Annotated in this window: 18 protein-coding genes; 9 read left to right on the top strand and 9 right to left on the bottom strand. The window is 69.1% G+C overall.

From position 1 onward, the window contains the following. Positions 1-128: 128 nt before the first annotated feature. Together FHR84_RS17245 and FHR84_RS17240 are read left to right on the top strand one after the other, a co-directional pair. The gene (locus tag FHR84_RS17245; RefSeq protein ID WP_179536550.1) at positions 129-701 is read left to right on the top strand and encodes a hypothetical protein; all 573 of its coding nucleotides are present in this window, start codon (positions 129-131) and stop codon (positions 699-701) included. Between the two features lie 155 nt (positions 702-856). Next, positions 857-1,996, top strand: coding sequence for a cystathionine gamma-synthase (locus tag FHR84_RS17240; RefSeq protein WP_179536549.1), 1,140 nt, complete (start codon positions 857-859; stop codon positions 1,994-1,996). A 167-nt stretch (positions 1,997-2,163) separates the two neighbouring features. On the opposite strand, the gene FHR84_RS17235 is transcribed toward FHR84_RS17240, so the two are convergent. Together FHR84_RS17235 and hppD are read right to left on the bottom strand one after the other, a co-directional pair. Continuing rightward, positions 2,164-2,439 (bottom strand): hypothetical protein, encoded by a 276-nt coding sequence (locus FHR84_RS17235; protein ID WP_179536548.1) that lies wholly within the window; start codon positions 2,437-2,439, stop codon positions 2,164-2,166. 303 nt (positions 2,440-2,742) lie between these two features. Next, the gene (gene hppD / locus FHR84_RS17230; RefSeq protein ID WP_179536547.1) at positions 2,743-3,948 is read right to left on the bottom strand and encodes a 4-hydroxyphenylpyruvate dioxygenase; all 1,206 of its coding nucleotides are present in this window, start codon (positions 3,946-3,948) and stop codon (positions 2,743-2,745) included. Between the two features lie 164 nt (positions 3,949-4,112). Between hppD and FHR84_RS17225 the strand changes: the two genes are divergently transcribed. Beyond that, the gene (locus FHR84_RS17225; RefSeq protein ID WP_179536546.1) at positions 4,113-4,598 is read left to right on the top strand and encodes an Lrp/AsnC family transcriptional regulator; all 486 of its coding nucleotides are present in this window, start codon (positions 4,113-4,115) and stop codon (positions 4,596-4,598) included. A gap of 632 nt (positions 4,599-5,230) precedes the next feature. Here the strand turns inward: FHR84_RS17225 and greA are convergent. After that, entirely contained in the window at positions 5,231-5,719 is a 489-nt protein-coding gene (gene greA / locus FHR84_RS17220) for a transcription elongation factor GreA (protein WP_179536545.1), read from the bottom strand. A gap of 177 nt (positions 5,720-5,896) precedes the next feature. After that, positions 5,897-6,346: a DUF4307 domain-containing protein gene (locus FHR84_RS22980; RefSeq protein WP_179536544.1), complete on the bottom strand. Its 450-nt coding sequence runs from the start codon at positions 6,344-6,346 to the stop codon at positions 5,897-5,899. 181 nt (positions 6,347-6,527) lie between these two features. Here FHR84_RS22980 and mca point away from each other — a divergent pair, with 181 nt between their 5' ends. Together mca and FHR84_RS17205 are read left to right on the top strand one after the other, a co-directional pair. Then, positions 6,528-7,409 (top strand): mycothiol conjugate amidase Mca, encoded by an 882-nt coding sequence (gene mca / locus FHR84_RS17210; protein ID WP_179536543.1) that lies wholly within the window; start codon positions 6,528-6,530, stop codon positions 7,407-7,409. Further along, positions 7,406-7,810, top strand: a complete 405-nt coding sequence (locus FHR84_RS17205; protein WP_179536542.1) for a hypothetical protein — start codon at positions 7,406-7,408, stop codon at positions 7,808-7,810. The genes mca and FHR84_RS17205 overlap by 4 nt, the downstream gene beginning before the upstream one ends. A gap of 102 nt (positions 7,811-7,912) precedes the next feature. Here the strand turns inward: FHR84_RS17205 and FHR84_RS17200 are convergent, their stop codons facing one another. Further along, positions 7,913-9,238: an AAA family ATPase gene (locus FHR84_RS17200; protein WP_179536541.1), complete on the bottom strand. Its 1,326-nt coding sequence runs from the start codon at positions 9,236-9,238 to the stop codon at positions 7,913-7,915. 359 nt (positions 9,239-9,597) lie between these two features. Between FHR84_RS17200 and FHR84_RS17195 the strand changes: the two genes are divergently transcribed. Further along, complete coding sequence (locus FHR84_RS17195) at positions 9,598-11,646, top strand: thioredoxin domain-containing protein (RefSeq protein ID WP_179536540.1); 2,049 nt, start codon at positions 9,598-9,600, stop codon at positions 11,644-11,646. Between the two features lie 145 nt (positions 11,647-11,791). Here FHR84_RS17195 and trhA read toward each other — a convergent pair whose 3' ends face one another. Beyond that, a complete protein-coding gene (gene trhA, locus FHR84_RS17190) occupies positions 11,792-12,469 on the bottom strand; it encodes a PAQR family membrane homeostasis protein TrhA (protein WP_425489959.1) in 678 nt (225 codons plus the stop codon). A 160-nt stretch (positions 12,470-12,629) separates the two neighbouring features. Between trhA and FHR84_RS17185 the strand changes: the two genes are divergently transcribed. Continuing rightward, positions 12,630-13,406 carry an isoprenyl transferase gene (locus FHR84_RS17185; RefSeq protein ID WP_179536539.1) on the top strand — a complete coding sequence of 259 codons (777 nt, stop codon included), beginning with the start codon at positions 12,630-12,632 and terminating at the stop codon, positions 13,404-13,406. A gap of 243 nt (positions 13,407-13,649) precedes the next feature. Here the strand turns inward: FHR84_RS17185 and FHR84_RS17180 are convergent, their stop codons facing one another. After that, positions 13,650-13,898, bottom strand: coding sequence for a hypothetical protein (locus tag FHR84_RS17180; protein WP_179536538.1), 249 nt, complete (start codon positions 13,896-13,898; stop codon positions 13,650-13,652). Positions 13,899-14,159: 261 nt separating this feature from the next. Beyond that, positions 14,160-14,408, bottom strand: coding sequence for a hypothetical protein (locus FHR84_RS17175; RefSeq protein WP_179536537.1), 249 nt, complete (start codon positions 14,406-14,408; stop codon positions 14,160-14,162). Between the two features lie 379 nt (positions 14,409-14,787). Between FHR84_RS17175 and FHR84_RS17170 the strand changes: the two genes are divergently transcribed. Then, positions 14,788-15,996: a DUF2268 domain-containing putative Zn-dependent protease gene (locus tag FHR84_RS17170; RefSeq protein WP_179536536.1), complete on the top strand. Its 1,209-nt coding sequence runs from the start codon at positions 14,788-14,790 to the stop codon at positions 15,994-15,996. 302 nt (positions 15,997-16,298) lie between these two features. After that, positions 16,299-17,690 carry an RNA 5'-3' helicase PhoH2 gene (gene phoH2 / locus FHR84_RS17165; protein ID WP_179536535.1) on the top strand — a complete coding sequence of 464 codons (1,392 nt, stop codon included), beginning with the start codon at positions 16,299-16,301 and terminating at the stop codon, positions 17,688-17,690. 76 nt (positions 17,691-17,766) lie between these two features. Here phoH2 and FHR84_RS17160 read toward each other — a convergent pair whose 3' ends face one another. After that, a complete protein-coding gene (locus tag FHR84_RS17160; protein WP_179536534.1) occupies positions 17,767-17,985 on the bottom strand; it encodes a DUF397 domain-containing protein in 219 nt (72 codons plus the stop codon). Between the last annotated feature and the right edge of the window lie 77 nt (positions 17,986-18,062).

Here is an 18,062-nt window from a genome sequence, read left to right as displayed (position 1 = left end):
AAGTGCCGTGTATCCTCCACAGCCGCCGGGTGGGCAGCAGTTCGCCCATCCCGTACCGGGGCAGCCGCCTCCGGCGGAACAGCAACCGTACGGGGGGCAGACGTGGCCCCCCGGGGCCGAACAGGCCGGTGCCAGCGGAATCACCTCCTGGGTGGCCCGCCCTGCTCGGTTGTTTCGTCGCGCTCGGCACCCAGGTGGGCATGCTGGTGATACTGCTCGGCCGAGAGAGTGTGGGGATCCCCCAGCTGCTGTCGGCCGTCGGGACCATCGCGGTGCTCTCGGTCCCCCCGCTCGTCGGCGCGAGCGGTCTCCTCGCCCGCAAACGCTTCGGCAGGTGGCTGCTGATCGGCGGTCTGGTTCCGCCCGTCCTCGTCCACGGATACATCACCTACATGGGGCCGCTGCTGTGGCCGCTGTGCTTCTTCGTGGGAGCGCTGGCGGCGATCGCGCTCGCCCTGTCCCCGACCACGGGGGACTACCTGCGTGAGGGGGCCGTCACGGACGCGGCGACTCCGGAGGTGCCGAACCGGACCGGCTGTCCGATGGGAGAGCCGGGACAGCAGTCCTTCGGGGGATACCGGGGTTTTCCGGGGGGACGTGGTGACCCGCGGTGGAACGGCCGGGGCAACCCCCAGTGGAATCCCCAGTGGAATTCCCAGGGGGCCGGTTACCCGCCGGAGCAGCGGCCGAACCAGTACTGATCGCGGCTTTCTGTCGGGTTGTCCGGTGGGGCCGGGGTCCTTCCTCGGCGCTGCCGCGCCAAGGAACCCCCGAGCGATCACCTGGCCGGGCGAGGACGGAGAACCTCGAAGAGCCGAGTTCGAGCAGGTGAGTGACGGACAGTAGAGTTCCCGGCATGACCGACGGTTTCGCCACTCGTGCCATCCACGCGGGACAGCACCCCGACGACTCGACCGGTTCGGTGATCCCGCCCATCCACGCGACGTCCACCTACGCCCAGGACGGGGTGGGGAACCAGCGAGCCGGTTACGAGTACTCCCGCACCGGCAATCCGACCCGCACCTCCCTGGAGGAGTGCCTCGCCGCGCTCGAGTCCGGCACTCGCGGACTCGCCTTCTCCTCCGGGATGGCGGCGACCGACGCGGTGCTGCGTTCCGTGCTGCGGCCCGGTGATCACCTGGTCATCCCCGACGACGCCTACGGTGGGACCTTCCGGCTCGTCGACAAGGTGCTGACGGGCTGGGGCGTCGAGTACACCCCGGTGCGAGTCTCGGACCCGGACGCGGTCCGGGCCGCGGTGCGGCCGAACACGAAAGTGCTCTGGGTGGAGTCGCCGACCAACCCGCTGCTGAACATCGCGGACCTGGCGGCGCTGGCCCGGATCGCGGCGGAGACGTCGACGAAGCTGATCGTGGACAACACCTTCGCCTCCCCGTACCTGCAGCAGCCGCTGCGGCTGGGGGCCGACGTGGTGGTGCACTCGACCACCAAGTACCTGGGCGGACACTCCGATGTGGTCGGCGGTGCCGTGGTGACCTCCGACGAGGAGCTGGCCGACGGCGTGGCCTTCCTGCAGAACACCGCGGGAGCGGTGCCGGGCCCCTTCGACGCCTGGCTGACCCTGCGCGGGGTGAAGACCCTCGCGGCGCGGATGGAGCAGCACAGCGCCAACGCGGCCAGGCTCGCCGCCGCCCTGTACGAGCATCCGAAGGTGACCCGGGTCTTCTACCCCGGCCTCGCGGACCACCCCGGTCACGAGGTCGCGGCCGGGCAGATGCGGCGCTTCGGGGGGATGGTCTCGTTCACCCACGCCGACGGGGAGCAGGCCGCCGTCGACGTCTGCTCGCGCACGCGGCTGTTCACGCTGGCCGAGTCGCTCGGCGGGGTGGAGTCGTTGATCGAACACCCCGGCAGGATGACCCACGCCAGCACGGCCGGATCGCTGCTGCAGGTGCCGCCCGAGCTGGTCCGCGTATCGGCCGGTATCGAGGATGTGGACGATCTGCTGGAGGACCTGCTGGGCGCCCTGGAGTAACGGGAGTTCGGCGGCTCGGTCCGCGTGGTTGCTCGGACCTCGGGTTTCGGCGCGGGCCGCGGGCGCGGCAGCTAAGCGGCTGCGCCGCTTTCCGGGAGGGTCCTTCGGGAATCCTCACAGCGCGGATTGCCGGCCTGCGGTGTCCGGAAGGGGGTTCCGGACACCGCTCACGAACTCAAGCCGGGGAGCGGTTCCCCTGAGCCGTCGAAACGGTGGGACGGCCCCTGCCGGGACGGGCCCTCGTCCCCCGTGCTCACCGGCAGGTCCTCGCGGCTGACGCAACCGTTCACCAGTTCGAGAACACCGCCGCGCCTCTCGTAGCTGCCCGGGTTCTCGCAGCCCGAACCGGCCACTGTGAACACCGCTACGGCGCACAACGCTGTCGCGGTGAGAATTCCCGCCACCAGCGATTTCGCTCCGGGAGCGGTGCTCGCTCGTGTCATGAGGCCTCCAGGGCGGCACGGCGACCGGGCAACGCGTCCGTGTCGCGGCGAACAACTGCGCGACACCGAGCGTACCCAAAACGTTTCGGGATCACCCCGTCACGAGCAGCCCTCGAGAACTCTCCCGGAACCGTTCCTCAGGCGGTTCCGGCGCGCTCGTTGAGATTCCTCGTTCGGATCGTCGTGGTTGGTCACTCGGCGGAGCCTCCCGCGTCGGCGCCGGTTGTCCGGGCGGTGCGTTCCGGCGCCGGGAGCGCCGCAGAAGGCCCCGGGGCAACCGGCGACTGGACCGGAAAACATCGGTCAGAGGTTGCCGCGCAGCTCCTGCTCCCGCTCTATGGCCTGGAAGAGCGCCTTGAAGTTGCCGATCCCGAAGCCGAGGGAACCGTGCCTCTCGATGAGTTCGAAGAACATGGTCGGGCGGTCCCCGATGGGTTTGGTGAATATCTGCAGCAGGTAACCGTCCTCGTCCCTGTCCACGAGGATCCCGTGCTCCTTGAGGGTCTCGATGGGGGTGCGGACCTCCCCGATCCTGGCCCGCAGCTCCGGATCGTCGTAGTAGGAGTCGGGCACCTCCAGGAACTCGACGCCCGCCGCGCGCATCGCCCGGACGCTTCCGATGATGTCGTTGGTGGCCAGTGCGATGTGCTGGCATCCGGCCTGGCCGTAGAACTCGAGGAACTCGTCGATCTGCGACTTCTTCTTCCCCACGGCGGGCTCGTTGAGCGGGAACTTGACCCTGTGGTTGCCATTGGCCACGACCTTGCTCATCAGCGCCGAGTACTCGGTCGCTATGTCGTCGCCGATGAACTCGGTCATGTTCACGAACCCCATGACCCTGTTGTAGAAGGCGACCCACTGATCCATCTCCCCCATGGGGACGTTGCCCACGCAGTGGTCGATCGCCTGGAAGACGCGCTTCGGAGCGCCCTCGGGCTTGCGATACCCGCTCGTCCTGGCGACGTAGCCGGGGAAGTAGGGGCCGGAGTACCGGGAGCGGTCGACGAGGCTGTGCCGGGTCTCGCCGTAGGTGGCTATCGCGGCCACCCGGACCGTCCCCCAGTCGTCGGAGAGGTCGTGCGGCTCCTCCAGAACAGTGGCCCCCTGGGAGCGGGCGTGCTCGACGCACCTGTCCACATCGGCCACCTCGAGGGAGAGGTCGGACACTCCGTCGCCGTGTGCACGGTGGTGGTCGGCCAGCGGGCTGTTCGGGTCGACGGCTCCCTTGAGCACGAACCTGGCCGAGCCGGATTCCAGCACGTAGGCCCTGTGGTCCCGGAAGCCGGTTTCCGGCCCCCGGTAGGCGACCAGCCTCATCCCGAGAGCGCTCTGGTAGAAGACCGAGCTCTGCGTGGCGTTGCCCGCTACGAACTCCACCGCGTCCATCGACTTGACGGGGAAGGGGTCCTTGGTGGGGTCGTGCTGGACCAGCCCCACGAGCTGTTTCATCTGGTCGAAGGTCACGTCGTCGCGTTCCGTGGTGGTGGTCCGGTTCGTGGTTTCGGTCATGGCTGCCTCCCGGTGCGTGGGGACTTGGTGCCGCCTCAGCGTGCGAGTACCCGGCATCCTGCGCAACAGGCGGTCTCACGGCTGTACAAATTGCTCGATTCGTGCTCGTTTTGTGGGGGAGCGGTTGCTCATCCTGTACTGCCGGAAGATGTTGGGAGCGTGTCATGGCAACCACGGCGGGTGACGGCGTTCTGGACGAGCTCGACGCTCGTCTGCTGCTCCTGTTGTCCGACGAGCCCCGGCTGGGGGTGTTGGAGTGTTCGCGCAGGCTCGGAGTGGCGCGCGGCACGGTGCAGGCGCGGATGGACCGCATGGTCCGCAAGGGGGTGTTGCGTGGTTTCCCGCCGGAACTCGACCTGGCCGCTGTGGGCTACGGCCTGACCGCGTTCGCCGTGCTGGAGATCGCGCAGGGGCAGCGTGGTGCGGTCGCCGAGCAGCTGTCCTCGATCGACGAAGTCTGCGAGGTGCACGCCACAACCGGGCAGGGCGATCTGTTCGTGCGGATGGTCGCGCGGTCCAACGACGACCTGCAACGCGTCATAGACCGGGTGGTGGCCGTCGACGGGGTGCGGCGCACCTCCACATCGATAGCGCTGTCCACTCCCGTTCCGCCCCGGGTGCGTCCGCTGCTGGAACGGATGGCCGATTGAGGTCTTCCCGTTCGCCCCTCACCTGGATGGTTGCTGAGCGGAACCCCCGCGGGCTCGTGAGCGGGGCCTGTTCCCGGGGTGGCGGTTCTGCACGACCGGCTCGACCGGAGGGGCCCGGTGAGCGGGGGCGCGCCCGGCGCCCGGTTGGACGTTTCGCGCGAAACGTCCAACCGGGTGTCCACAAGCAAGCGGCGTTTCGGGTACTCGTCCACGAACGGCAGGGTGTTCCTTTCCGCTCGGAAAGTGCGCAGAGGCCTGCGCTTCCCGGGCCGCGCCCCGCCGCGCGACGTTGGCCACACCCGCCGGTGCGGTCTTCCCGCGGCTGTGCTCAGCGCCGGCGAGCTGGTCCTGCCGGAGTTTCCGGCGGGCTGGTCCGTCGTCCCGGCGCAACCCTCCGCGGACGCCGCAGCAGCGGACGGCCGGGTCGCCGAAGCGGGTTGGTTTCGCCCCCCGGACCTCTTGACCACCTACGGTGTCCGACAAGTCGCACGCCGTAGCGCGGAATCGAGAACAGCGGGCCCCGAGGGGAACGCCTCAGCGGGACCGGCGAGGCGTACGAACACACACGTGGTCGCCTCGTGAACCGAACGCCTGTCGTCGGCGTGGGAGATGAGAAGCCGGTTCCGGAGGCCTCAGCCCTGGAACGGCTCGGCCTTGATCAGGGTCACCTGCATCTTGCCGCCGTTGGGCAGGTCGTACTCGCACACATCGCCCTCGTTGGCGTCCAGGAGGGCCTGGCCGAGGGGGGAGTTCGGCGAGTAGACCTCCAGCTCCCCGTGTGCGCCTTCCTCGCGGTTGGCGAGCAGGAACTTCTCCTCCTCGTCCTCGCCGTCGAAGCGCACCGTGAGCACCGAACCGGGACGTGCGACGCCCGACTCGGTCGGCACGTCACCGACCTTCGCGTTGCGCAGCAACTCCTGCAGTTGGCGAACGCGCCCTTCCAGCTGGGCCTGTTCCTCGCGAGCGGCGTGATACCCGCCGTTCTCCTTCAGGTCGCCCTCTTCGCGAGCTTCGTTGATCTTCGCAGCGATCGCCGGGCGCTCGGCCACGAGCTCGTCCAGCTCACCCTTGAGCCGGTCGTAAGCGTCTTGGGTCAGCCAGGTCGCCTGGGTATCGCTCACGGTCACCACTCCTCGTCGACTGTGGCTCCGCACTCCGCGGGCCGATATCTTCCGCACCCCGAAGAGCTCGGAATGGAAAAACACGGCCCGTGCGGGACCGTGCTGGTAGCGACAATAACACGAAACAGGACAGGTTGTGAGTGATTTCGTCAGCTCCGCCGGTGTGCGGAGGCAACTTCACCCGGATGGCCGTTCGCCCGGGTCGAGGTAACGCGGGACGTCGTAGGAGCAGCCGAAGACCTCCCCGGTGACGGGTGGAGCCGAGGTGGTCAGCACGGTGCGGTGATACGCGGTCGGTTGCCCGGCGGGGATGTAGACCTCCCCCCGTCCGACCTCCTTGCCCGAACGTCCCCTGGCGCGGACCACGCACTCGGCCGATCGGGTGGGATCGTCGCGCCGGACCTCCAGGGTGATCCGGACCGATTCGTCACGGACGTCGAAGGTGGCCGCCTTGCCCTCGATGGGAGCGCTGCCGAAGTTGGAGTAGGCGACGACCGAGATCCCGATCCCTCCGAGCAGAACCAGCGTGCCCAGCGCCCACGCGGGCCAACGCCTGTTGCGGCCCTTCCGGGGGGAGCCGTATCTGCCTTCGGGGGGTCCGCCGGGGGTCTCGGATGAACTCGTCACGGTCTTCGCCTCTCGACGTCCTGTCGGATCGCCTCGTTCGGCGCCGGACCTGTATCCCGCCGGTGTCACCGTTCGGGAACAATGGAAGGGCACCTTCGGTTGAGTATCCCTGGGGTGTGCCGCTCGTACTCGGTGGGGGCGGTACAGGTGTCGACAGCCAGACGGGAAGGATTACCGGACAATGGCGGAGAGGCTTCGCCTGATGACTGTGCACGCCCATCCGGACGACGAGTCCAGCAAAGGGGCGGCCAGCACGGCGCGTTATGCCGCGGAGGGAAACGACGTGATGGTCGTCACCTGCACTGGCGGTGAGGCGGGCAGCATTCTGAACCCTGCCATGGATCGGCCGGGTGTGGTCGAGAAGATGCCGGAGATCCGGCGCGAGGAGATGGCCCGCGCGGCCGGGATACTCGGTGTGCAGCATCGGTGGATGGGTTTCGTGGACTCCGGTCTTCCCGAAGGGGACCCCCCGCCGCCGCTGCCGGAGGGGTGCTTCGCCCGGCAGCCGCTGGAGGTGCCCACGGCGGAGCTGGTGCGGCTCGTGCGCGAGTTCCGCCCGCACGTGGTGGTGACCTACGACGAGACCGGCGGCTACCCGCATCCCGATCACGTGAAGTGCCACGAGGTGTCCATGGAGGCCTTCGACGCCTCCGGCGACCCCGAGCGCTTCCCGGAGCAGGGGAAGCCGTGGCAGCCGTTGAAGTTGTACTATTGCCACGGTTTCTCGCGCAGGCGCATGCAGCTGTTCCACGATTCGCTGCTGGAGCGCGGGCTCGAGTCGCCCTACGAGGAGTGGCTGCGCAAGTGGGACGGGTCACGCCCGGACCCCTACGAGCGAGTGACCACGCAGATCGAGTGCGCGGACTACTTCGAGGTGCGCGACGAGGCACTGCGGGCCCACGAGACCCAGATCGATCCGAACAGCCGTTGGTTCGCGGTGCCGTTGGACATCCAGCGTGCCGTCTGGCCCACTGAGGACTACGAACTGGTGCGATCGCTGGTGGACACGACGTTGCCGGAGGACGATTTGTTCGCCGGGGTGCAGGAGCGGGTGCACGCATGACGGTGCTTGGGTACACGGCGGTGCTGGCGGCGGAGTCGCGGACGGCGCTTTCCGTGCTGGCGCAGGACTCCGGGCCGGGAGTGCAGGACGAGGAGTTCGGCAAGTCCACTCCGCTGGGCTTGTTCCTGGTCCTGGTGTTGCTGATCGCGATCGTTTTCCTCGCCCGCTCGTTGAGCAAGCAGCTGCGCAAGGTGCCGGAGCGGTTCGACGAACAACGCGCGGCGGCCGCCGCTCCCGCGCGGGTCAAGAGAGCCGAGCGTGCCCGTGCCGTCGAGGAGGGCACGGGCGAAGCGGACGAGGGCACCGCCGGCCCCGCGGACGCGGAGGACTCCGCCCCGTCCCGCGAGGGGCACGGGGAGGAGGGAGACGGCTCCACGGGGACCGATACCGAGCGGAGCTGAGCGGGCGGCGGGCCGGACGGGGGGTCGCACGGGGCTCACCGAGGCATCCGTGCGCAATCGGGTGCGGTGAGCTGCCGTGGCCGGAAACCGGGGTGACGGGTCCTATCGATTCCGCCGTTCCGTCGCCGCTTCGTCGTCCGTCCCTGCCCGTGGCCGGGCCGGGCGGCTGTAGTGCTGCTTCGCCGGCACGGACTCCAGTTCGCCCTCCGGGTAGCGCAGGGCGGTCAGCCTGCCCCCGAACACGCAGCCGGTGTCCAGGCACATGGTGCGGTTGAGCCATTCGGCCGAGCTGACCGGCGTGTGCCCGTACAGCACGATCGCCGAGCCCCGGTAGTCCCTGGCCCACGGGTAGCGCACGGGCAGCCCCGCTTCGTCGGTCTCACCGGTGGTGGATCCGTAGAGCGCGAAGGCACGCACCCGACCGGAGTCCCTGCCCTGGTAGTACTCCGGCAAACCGGCGTGTGCCACGACCAGCTCGCCACCGTCCAGCACGTAGTGCTCGGGGAGCTCGCCGCAGAACCGCCGCACCAGCTCCCGGAAGTCCTCGTCGGTCTCGGAGAGCTGTTCCATCGTCAGCTCGAGGCCGTGGGTCATCTTGACCCTGCGCCCGTCCAGGACTTTGACCAGCTTGTTCTCGTGGTTTCCCATCACGATCAGCGCGTTGCCCGACTCGGCCATGCCCATCGCGAGCCGGAGCGTGCCCGGGGTGTCGGGGCCGCGGTCGACCAGGTCACCGAGCAGGACCGCCCGTCTGCCCAGCGGGTGCTCGGCGTCGACGCTCGCCCCGTTCCCGTCGCGGCGCAGGTGGTAGCCGAGCCGTTCCAGCAGTTCCTCCAGCTCGGCGCGGCAGCCGTGCACGTCTCCGATCACGTCGAAGGGGCCGTGCTCCTCCCTGGCGTTGCTGCGGAGCCGGGTCCACTCGATCCCGGCCGATTCGGTTTCGCGCTCTCCGCTCAGCACGTGCACGCGGTGGAAACCCTCGCCGCGGAGATCGTTCGTGGACTTCCGCAGTTCACCGTGGTGCTTGCGGACGACTTCCGCGCCCGGTTTGTCGGTTCGCGCCGCGTTGCGGGTGATGCACAGCTGTTCCGGGACGTCGAACACGACGGCCACCGTGGGCACGTCGTGTTCCTTGGCGACACGCAGGAGGGACTGCCGCTCGCCCGCGCGTACGTTCGTGGCGTCCACGACCGTGGTCCGCCGCGCGGCCAGGCGCTTGTCGACGATCGTGTGCAGCACCTCGAACGCGGCGGGCGTGGCGTCCTGGTCACCGGGGTCGTCGGAGACCAGCGCGCGGCACCGGTCACTGGAGACCACGCGGGTCGGTTCGAAGTGTCGCGCGGCGAAGGTCGACTTCCCCGATCCAGAAGGGCCGATGAGCAGGATCAGCGCCAGCTCGGGCAGTTCGAGGGTGCGCGTGCTGCTCATGACCGGGCCTGCCTGGTGCGGGGATGGGTGTTCGGGGCGGGGCGCCGCACGCTTCGGTGTGGGCGGATCTGCTCCCGTGGGGTGATGCGGGTTGGCGACACGGTCGCCAGCATGCCCCGCGCGGCCGCGGGAACGCACCCCGTTTCCGCGGGAAGGCCGTGCCGAGGCGGTGTGCGGGCCGGTTCGCTCGGTTGGCGGGGGAGCTCCGCGACCGAGTCGGCGTCTCGTCGTCGCGAGACCCGTGCAGCGGGAGAGCTGTCCGGGTGGAGTTCGTGGCGTCACTCGGGTACCCCGTGCGTGCGAGCCGCACCGGGACGACCGGGCGGACAGCGACGCTTGGAACGTGGGAGGCTGCGAATATGGCAGAGCGGTTAGCGCAGGCGACCAGTCCGTACTTGCTCCAGCACGCCGACAACCCGGTCGACTGGTGGCCGTGGTGTGCCGAGGCGTTCGAGGAGGCCCGGCGCAGGGACGTGCCGGTGCTGCTCTCGGTCGGCTACGCCGCCTGCCACTGGTGCCACGTGATGGCCCACGAGTCGTTCGAGGACCCCGAGATCGCCGAGGTCATGAACGACAACTTCGTCAGCGTGAAGGTGGACCGGGAGGAGCGCCCGGACATCGACGCGGTCTACATCCAGGCCACCCAGGCCATGACCGGGCAGGCGGGTTGGCCGATGACCTGCTTCCTCACCCCGGACGGGGAGCCGTTCCACTGCGGCACCTACTACCCGGCGGCTCCGATGCGCGGGATGCCGTCCTTCCGGCAGCTGCTCGACGCCGTGATCAGCGCGTGGAACGAGCGTACCGAGGAGGTCCGGCAGAGCGCCGCGAAGATCGTGCAGCACTTGGAGGAGCAGCGCACGGCACTTCCCGAGTCGAACGTGGACGACGAGACGCTCGCGGGTGCGGTCACCGGGCTGGCCGAGGAGTTCGACGCGAGCCACGGCGGTTTCGGCGACTCCCCCAAGTTCCCGCCGTCGATGGTGCTGGAGTTCCTGCTGCGCCATCACGAGCGCCGCGGTGAGCAGGGCACCGGACCGCGTGCCCGGGAGATGGCCGAGAGCGTCTGCACCGCCATGGCCAGGGGAGGGATCTACGACCAGCTGGCGGGCGGTTTCTCGCGCTACAGCGTGGACGCGAGCTGGACCGTGCCGCACTTCGAGAAGATGCTCTACGACAACGCGCTGCTGCTGCGCGCCTACACCCATCTGGCCCGGCGCTGTGCCACCGATGACGTCGCCTGCGCCAGTCCCGGGCTCGCCGGACGCGTGGCCACCGAGACGGCCGATTTCATGGTGCGCGAGCTCGGAACCGCCGAGGGCGGTTTCGCCGCTTCCCTGGACGCCGACACCGACGGCGAGGAGGGGTTGACCTACGTGTGGACCCCGGAGCAGTTGCGGGAGGTGCTCGGTGCGGAGGACGGCGCGTGGGCAGCGGAGCTCTTCGGGGTCACCCGGCAGGGGACTTTCGAGCGCGGGGCCTCCACCCTGCGCCTGCCGAGCGATCCGGTTGATCCGCAGCGGTGGGACCGGGTACGTGCGGAGCTGTTGAACGCTCGCTCCCGGCGTCCGCAGCCGGACAGGGACGACAAGGTGGTGACCGCGTGGAACGGCCTGGCGATCACCGCGCTGACCGAGGCGGCCACCTCCATGGAGCGGCCCGACTGGTTGCGTGCCGCGGAGAGCGCGGCGCGCTTGCTGGTCGAAACCCATTGGCGTGACGGCAGGCTGGTGCGCAACTCCCGTGCCGGTGTCGCGGGGAACGCGGCGGGGGTGCTGGAGGACTACGGCTGCCTCGCCGAGGGGTTGCTCGATCTGCACCAGGCGGGCGGCTCCCGCCGGTGGCTGGATCTGGCGTGCGAGCTGCTGGACACCGCTTTGGACCTGTTCTCCGACGAGGAGAACCCCGGTGCCTTCCACGACACGGCCTCGGATGCCGAGTCACTGGTCAACCGTCCCTCGGACCCGACGGACAACGCCAGCCCCTCCGGAGCCGCGGCCGTGACCTCGGCGTTGGTGACGGCCTGCGCGCTAGCCGAACCGGAGCGGGCGCAGCGCTACCGCGCCGCAGCCGAGCGGTCCCTGAGCCGTGCCGGTCTGCTCGCGCAGCGCGCCCCGAGGTTCGCGGGGCACTGGCTCGCCGCGGCCGAGGCGATGCGGCACGGTCCGCTGCAGGTCGCCGTGGCCGGTCCGGAGGGTCCGGGGCGCGGGGAACTGGCCGGCGCGGTTCGGCTGCACGCGCCCGGTGGTGCGGTCGCGGTCGTGGGAGAGCCGGAGAGCGCGGAGGTTCCGCTGCTGGAGGGCCGGGGCACGCTGGAAGGGGAACCCGCGGCCTACGTCTGCCGCGGCTTCGTCTGCGACCGGCCGGTCGGCACCGTGGAGGAGCTGGTCGCGGCGCTGCACGGGTGATCGGTACCCGGGCGGTCGACGAGCGCGGTTCGCGCCGGGGCTGTTCCTCGGCGCGGCAGCGCCGGAACAACCCACCACGTAGTCAGCACCGCCGCGGGAGGTTCCGTCACGCCACCTGAGCAAACCGAGCCGCGGACCCTCCCGGTCAGGAGTACAGGGCCAGCCAGATGGCGATGTGGTGACAGATCGCGGCGGCGGAGACCGCCGAGTGGAAGAACTCGTGGTAGCCGAACACTTCGGGCCACGGATCGGGGCGGCGGATGGCGTAGCAGACGGCCCCTCCCGTGTAGAGCAGCCCGCCGGCCACGATCAGCACCAGGGCCGCCACTCCCGCGTTGCTCAGCAGGTCGGGCAGCACGAACACCGCCACCCAGCCGAGGGCGACGTAGACCGGGACTCCGACCCAGCGCGGGGAGTTGGGCCAGGAGAGTTTCAGCACGACCCCGCCGAGTGCCCCGCCCCACACCACGGAGAGCACCACCGTGCCCGTGGTCGGTTGCATGGCGAGCATCGCCAGTGGGGTGTAGGTGCCCGCTATGAACAGGAAGATCATGGAGTGGTCGAGTCGACGCATCCATGTTCGTGCCCCGAGCGTGTTCCAGGTCTTGCGGTGGTACAGCGCGCTGACCCCGAACAGGCCGAGAACGGTCGCGACGTAGACGGAGGCGCCCAGGGCCGCTTTGCCGGAAACGGTCGCGGCCGCCAGGACGATGAGGACGGCACCGGAGGCCAGCGCGCCCAGTGTCGACCAGGCGTGGATCCATCCACGCAGGCGCGGTTTCACCAGCGCCGAGGACTGTCGGGAAGAGCTCGCCGTACGCACGGGACCGAGCCTACTGCAAGGACGGTGGACTGTCCCCGGCTGCGGTAGTCGCACTCACGCGGGTGGGGGCGGTGCGGTGTTCGTCCGGGAGCGCGTTTCTGCGTGGCGATCGTGTGGTCGCTTAACGAGTTGCTCCGTTGTCCGCGTAGTCTCTTGAGGCGTGGCGCTCAAGGTTCGGCTACGGGAACTTGTCTACTATCTCTACGAATGGCGGTTGCGTCGTCAGCTGGAGGGAGCCCAGCATCCCAGGCACGTCGGCGTGATCCTGGACGGCAATCGTCGTTGGGCGAGAGAGGCCGGCTTGGACGCGGACCACGGCCATCGTGCCGGGGCGCGCAAGATCTCGGACTTTCTCGGCTGGTGCAGGGAGAGCGAGGTGGAGGTTGTCACGCTGTGGTTGTTGTCCACCGACAACCTCGGCCGTGCCAGCAAAGAGGTCGACTCGCTGCTGGAGATCATCGCCGGCGTGGTCGAGGAGATCACCCAGCCGGGCACTCCTTGGCGAGTGCGCATAGTCGGGGCGATGGACCTGCTTCCGACCGAGATGGCCGCCCGCATCTCGGCCGCGGCGCTGCGCACCGAGAACCGTTCGGGGATGCAGGTCAACGTCGCCGTCGGGTACGGAGGCCGCCAGGAGATCGCGGACGCCGTTCGCAAGCTGCTGCAGCAGCACGCCGAGGCGGGAACCACCATCGAGGAACTGGCCGAGTCGCTCGATGTCGACCACATAGCCGAGCACCTGTACACCTCGGGCCAGCCCGATCCGGAGCTGGTGATCAGAACCTCGGGGGAGCAGCGGTTGTCCGGGTTCATGCTGTGGCAGTCGGCGCACTCGGAGTTCTGGTTCTGTGAGACCTACTGGCCCGCTTTCCGCCGGGTGGATTTCCTCCGGGCGCTGCGCAATTTCGCCGCCAGACATCGCCGGTTCGGCGGCTGAGGGGGCTGTCCGGCCCCCGCTGGGGCTTCAGAGGTTTTCCGACTGCCGGAGCGGCGTGTTTCGGCGCCGGGAGCGCCGAAGGGAGAGCCCGAGCCGGCCGACGACTCGGCCGGAGAGCACCAGTCAGCGGGGAGGGGACACCGCGGACGCGAAAGGGCGGGGCCGAACCGCGATGTTCGACCCCGCCCAATTCATCCGGAACCGCCGATGCTGCCGACGTGACCGGAGTGCGGTTCCCGCTCGTCAGTCGGCCTTGGGGTGGTCGACGACGGGAGCGTTGACGCACTCGCTCTTCTCGGGGGAGAGGATCGGCACGACCGCGCCGAGCACGGCGATGTCGTTGCCGCACAGCTGGATCGGCACCGCGCTGATGTTGTTGTCGTTGAGGATGTTGATGCCGTCGTTGTCCTTGGTGTCGGCGCTGGCCATGGGGGCCATTGCCATCATTCCGGCGGCGGCGATTCCGGCGGCGGCTGTTGCCTTCTTCAGCACTTGAGGTCACTCTCCTTCTACGGACAGATTCGACATCCGCGAATCACCAGGCGAGCCTCGGTTGTCCCTCGGCGCGGTGAAAGCGGTGATTTTTGGAACCGCTGCCAAAGCCTCTCGGAGCCGATGCTTTCCGGGTCGTCAGCGGGAAGAGCATTGTTCCGTTGTGCGGGGCAGCGGTTTCGATGGAAATCCGGAGTGGGAATCGCCTCTCGGTGAGACTCCCACTCCGGTTGCTCCGGCCGTGGGGACGACTCTCGGTTGTCAGTCGGCCTTGGGGTGGTCGACGATGGGAGCGTTGACGCACTTGCTCTTCTCGGGGGAGAGCAGCTCGACGACCGCGCCGAGCACGGCGATGTCGTTGCCGCAGGCCTGGATCGGCAGCACGCTCAGGTTGTTGTCGTTGAGGATGTTGATGCCGTCGTTGCCCTTGGTGTCGGCGCTGGCCATGGGGGCCATTGCCATCATTCCGGCGGCGGCGATGCCCACGGCGGCTGTTGCCTTCTTCAGCACTTGTTCGCTCCTTGTCGGTCACGGATGATCCGAGCACGGGTCCCCACAGCGAAACCCCAGCAATTCCACAGTGGCCGTGCACACGCAGAAAAGTTATCGATCGTCCGAACAGGAGGAAAGCTGTGTAACACTATTGTGTATAGCTGATCTTACTTCTCTAAAGGTATCGACCATGGACCCGTGCTCTTTACGAGCTGATTTCGTAAAAATCGAGGGAGCTTCCGCGGTTTCGACGCTTCGCCGCGCACCGTGACCGATGAACCGGTGCCCGATGCGGGGCACCCGCTCGCGAGCCCGCGAGAGGGTCCGCTCAGCGACGACCTGGCCGACCTGAGCGGAAGAAGCGGAAGAACCCGGCGAGACGGCTTATCCTTCCGGTGTGCACCATCGGGCGCTGATCACCGAGTACCTCAAGCTCGGCCTGCGTTTCGGGAGGATCTCGCCGGGATTCGTCCACGGCTACACGGGTGACTCGCGACTCCCCGCCGAGGTGCGCGCCGAGCCGCCCCCCGCGTACGCCGACCTGGCCGCCCAGGCACGTCGCCTGCACAGGCTGGTGCGCTCCTGCGAGCTCGGTACGGCACGCCGGGAGTTCCTGCTCGGGCAACTCGCAGCGCTGGACTGCGCCGCGCGGGTGCTGGCGGGCGAGCGGATCCCCTTCGGCGCGCGGCTGCGGCTGTGCTTTCAGACCGAGGCCGCCACCGGGGACGGGGACGGTTACGAGCGGGCGCACTCCGAACTCGACGGAGTGCTGCCCCCCGGAGGCTCGCTGGCCGAGCGCATGGCGGACTTCCGGAAGCGCGACCGCATACCCCGGCGGCTGGTTCCCGACTGCGTGCGTGCCCTGGCGGAGTCGCTGCGCGTGGAAACCAGGAACCGCTTCGGGCTGCCCGCGCACGAGACGGCGACCTACCGGTTCGTCGAGGACGCCTCGTTCAGCGGTTTGCAGCGCTGCCTCGGGAACCGGCGCTCGCGGGTGTCCATCAGTCTCGCGGCGCCGCATCGACTGGGGACTCTTCCCAGGCTGCTCGCGCACGAGACCTATCCCGGGCATCACACCCAGTACTGCCGCGCGGGGTTCCCGGAGCAGGCGATCGCGCTGGCGAACACCCCGCAGTGCGTCGTCGCGGAGGGGCTCGCCGAGCTCGGCCTGGACGTGCTGATCGGCCGGGGGTGGGGGAGCTGGGCGCGGCGGGTGCTGTCCGGGATCTGCGGGATCCCGCACGGGGAACTGGCCGAGCGGGTGGACGACGCCCAGCGGAAACTGGCCGGAGTACGACGTGACGCGGCTCTGATGCTGCACGAGCACGGCGCCGATCCGGCGCGGGTGCGGGCGTACCTGCGGCACTGGTTGCTGCTCGACGAGGACCGCTGTGAGAGCCTGTTCAGGTTGCTGGAGAACCCTCGCGCGGGGGCGTACTCGGTGCTCTACCCCGCTGGGACCGACCTGGTCGGCTCGTGGGTGACGGCGGAGGGGGACGCCGGACGCTCGCGGCGGTACCTGCGCCTGCTGGAGGAGCCGTTCGCTCCGCGAACGCTGCGGAAGGGGGTCGCGGGGCAGCGGATCGGTCCGCACGGGGGCTCGTGACTCTCCGGAACTCCCCGGAGGCGGCGGAACGGGATTCCGACATTCGGGTGTGCGTGGTGTGGCACCCGGATGACGATCGGTTGAATCACCTGTGTGGCCGCCTGCCAACAGTCGATCGCACGGGTAGCGTCCCGCTGTGACGGGCCGTGTAATTGCGGTCCGTCCGGGGAGGCCCTTCACCCGCGGCCAAGGCCGGAGCGGGCTCCACCCGGATGGCGCCCGGGCCGAAGCCTCTGGTGCAGGGCGGCCCGGCCCGCCGACGAACGGGTGCGAAGGACCGCGCCCGTTAGGGAGTAGCCGTGATGACACGACGTTCCCAGCAAGCGGAGCCCATCTCTGACTCCGGCTCCGCGGATTCCCCCACTCCGAACCGGCCGACCTCAGGCGAATCCGGAGGAGTGGAGGTGCGCAGCTACGTCCTGGACACCTCGGTGTTGCTGTCGGATCCGTGGGCGATTACCAGGTTCGCCGAGCACAGCGTCGTCCTCCCACTGGTCGTGATCAGTGAGCTGGAGGGCAAGCGCCACCACCCCGAGCTCGGGTGGTTCGCCCGGGAGGCGCTGCGCGGACTCGACGATCTGCGCGTGCGGTACGGCAAGCTGGACGAGCCGGTCCCGGTGGGTGAATCGGGTGGTCGGTTGCACGTCGAGCTGAACCACTCGGACCCGGAGGTGTTGCCGCCGGGTTTCCGGACCGACTCCAACGACGCCCGCATCCTGGCCTGCGCGCTCAATCTCGCCGCCGACGGCCACCCGGTGACCCTGATCAGCAAGGACATGCCGCTGCGGGTGAAGGCCGCGGCTGTCGCGCTGGACGCGGACGAGTACCGGGCCCAGGACGTGATCTCCACGGGCTGGTCCGGCATGGCCGATCTGGACGTGCCGCCGAACGAGGTGGACACCCTGTTCAAGAACGGATCGGCCGACTTGGAGGAGGCCAGGGAACTGCCGGTCAACACCGGGCTGCGGTTGCTCGCGGGAACGAAGAACGCCCTGGGACGTGTCACCGAGGACAAGTCGGTGCGGCTGGTGCGCGGGGAACGTGAGGCCTTCGGGCTGCACGGCAGGTCCGCCGAGCAGCGAATAGCCCTGGACATCCTGATGGACCCCGAGATCGGCATCGTCTCGCTGGGCGGTCGTGCCGGGACCGGGAAGTCGGCGCTGGCCCTGTGCGCCGGGCTGGACGCGGTGATGGAACAGCAGCGGCACCGCAAGGTGATGGTGTTCCGGCCGCTGTACGCCGTGGGTGGTCAGCAGCTCGGCTACCTGCCGGGAAGCGAGGGCGACAAGATGCAGCCCTGGGGCCAGGCGGTCTACGACACGTTGGGAGCGCTCGCGGGGCAGAACGTCATCGACGAGGTCATGGACCGTGAGATGCTCGAAGTGCTGCCGTTGACCCACATCAGGGGCCGCTCGCTGCACGACTCGTTCGTCATAGTCGACGAGGCGCAGTCCTTGGAGCGCAACGTGCTGCTCACGGTGCTGTCCAGGTTGGGCGCCAACTCGCGGGTGGTGCTCACGCACGACGTGGCGCAGCGGGACAACCTGCGGGTGGGCAGGCACGACGGTGTGGCCGCCGTGATCGAGAAGCTCAAGGGGCATCCGCTGTTCGCGCACATGACCCTGACCCGTTCCGAGCGCTCACCGGTGGCCGCGCTGGTCACGGAGATGTTGGAGGAGGAGTTCGTCTCCTGAGCCGCTGTCCCCGGGGTGTCCCCAGTTTTGCCTAAAACCGGGGACACCCCGCGGGGGTCACCGTGATCCGGCGTGGTCACCAGCCGGGGCAGCCGTGCCGGGACGTGTCCGCGAACCGCCCGGCCCTGATGCCGTCCACGCAGGACTTCCACGTCGCGCCGGAGAAGGTGCGCACCGCTTCGTCTGGGTTCTCGGAGTCGCGGACCCCGACCCCGGTGGCGGTGAGGCGCACCTCCACGCAGTTGTCGCCGGCAGCCGCGCTGTAGGAGCTCTTGGTCCAGCCGGTGTCGAACATCAGACCTCCTTGAGAGCTCGTTCGAGGAAGCTCGGGGCCGAGCGCGAGTCCGCAAGCTCTGTGCCCCGCCCCGGAGC

Source organism: Actinopolyspora biskrensis (assembly GCF_013408175.1).
Classification (GTDB): Bacteria; Actinomycetota; Actinomycetes; order Mycobacteriales; family Pseudonocardiaceae; genus Actinopolyspora; species Actinopolyspora biskrensis.
Note: the sequence above shows the minus strand (reverse complement) of the source record. Positions and strands in the feature narration are given on the sequence as shown.